This is a genomic window from Mesorhizobium sp. M7D.F.Ca.US.004.03.1.1, from assembly GCF_003998635.1.
GTDB lineage: Bacteria > Pseudomonadota > Alphaproteobacteria > Rhizobiales > Rhizobiaceae > Mesorhizobium > Mesorhizobium loti.
Genome location: NZ_RZQG01001262.1, coordinates 1 through 1,339 on the forward strand (window position 1 = coordinate 1; position 1,339 = coordinate 1,339).

Sequence of the window (1,339 nt, forward strand, 5' to 3'; positions counted from 1 at the left end):
CGTCTATGTCGCCATCAACCGCAACAATACGGCGGCACTGTCCGGCTGGGCCATCCCGACCGCCACCGACATCGCTTTCGCGCTCGGCGTGCTGTCGCTGCTCGGCAGCCGCGTGCCGGCTTCGCTGAAGGTCTTCCTTACCGCGCTTGCCATCATCGACGACCTCGGCGCCGTCATCATCATCGCAATCTTCTACACCAGCGGCCTTTCGCTCGCTTACTTGGGTGCCGCCTTCGCCGTCATTGCCGTGCTCGTCGTGCTCAATCGCATGCGGGTGATGACGCTGCTTCCCTATCTCTTGCTCGGCGTCATCTTGTGGGTGCTGGTGCTGAAATCCGGCGTCCATGCCACGCTTGCCGGCGTAGCGCTGGCGCTGACCATCCCGCTCGAACGCTCCGCCGGAATTGGCCACGACCTCGACCATTCGCCGTTGCATCGGCTCGAGCACGGTTTGCACAAGATAGTGCCCTTTGTCGTCATTCCGATCTTCGGCTTTGCCAATGCCGGCGTGTCGCTCGCCGGCCTGAGCTTTGGCGCACTGATCGAGCCGTTGACGCTGGGTGTCGCCGCCGGCCTGGTGGTGGGCAAGCTGGTTGGCGTGTTCGGCTCCTCGGCACTTGCCATCCGGTTCGGTCTTGCCGACCTGCCTGCCAATGCTGGCTGGTCGCATATGATCGGCATCTCGCTGCTGTGCGGCATCGGCTTCACCATGAGCCTGTTCATCGGCCTGCTGGCCTTCGCCAGTGATGTGGCGCTGCAGGACGCGGTCAAGGTCGGCATCCTCGCCGGTTCCTTCATCGCCGCCATCCTGGGTGCTGCCGTGCTTTTGATGGCGCCGCCGGTTGGTGAGGTGGAAGAGGGCGAAGAGTAGGGCGAAAACCCACTCGGAGTAAGGCGAAAACCTACTCGCTCTCACCCTCCAGCGCTGGCACCGACACGCCGGCAAGTTCCGCCGCCAGCAGCCGAGAGGCACCGGCCCGCGCGATCCGCAGCATCAGCGCCTTGCGCGTTGCCGCCGCCATGCGGTGTTCGGGCGCATCGCGCAGGATTTCGGCGCCGTAGCCGTCGGAGAGGATGAAGCCGCACTCCTGGGGAAATATCTCGGAGGGCACGCCGGGATGGGTGGCGAAGAAGAAGCGGTCGGAGTGCAGCCGGTAGTCCGGCCATTTGCGGTCGACCCGGAAATCCTCGATCGAGGATTTGATCTCGATGATCCAGATATCGCCCTGCCGGGTCAACGCGACGAGGTCGGCACGACGGCCGGTGGCCAGCGACAGCTCGGGCAGCACATGCGCGCCCATGTCCATCAGCAGCCGCTGCACGCCGCGCCGGACCAGCA

Annotated in this window: 2 protein-coding genes; one reads left to right on the forward strand and one right to left on the reverse strand. The window is 64.9% G+C overall.

The window, feature by feature from the left end; translation table 11 throughout:
* The coding region (gene nhaA / locus EN935_RS36155; RefSeq protein ID WP_127374234.1) for a Na+/H+ antiporter NhaA at window positions 1–871 on the forward strand (871 nt) is incomplete at its 5' end.
* 31 nt (window positions 872–902) lie between these two features.
* Here nhaA and EN935_RS36160 read toward each other — a convergent pair.
* A partial coding sequence (locus EN935_RS36160) for an MmcB family DNA repair protein (protein ID WP_127374235.1) occupies window positions 903–1,339 on the reverse strand: 437 nt, incomplete at its 5' end.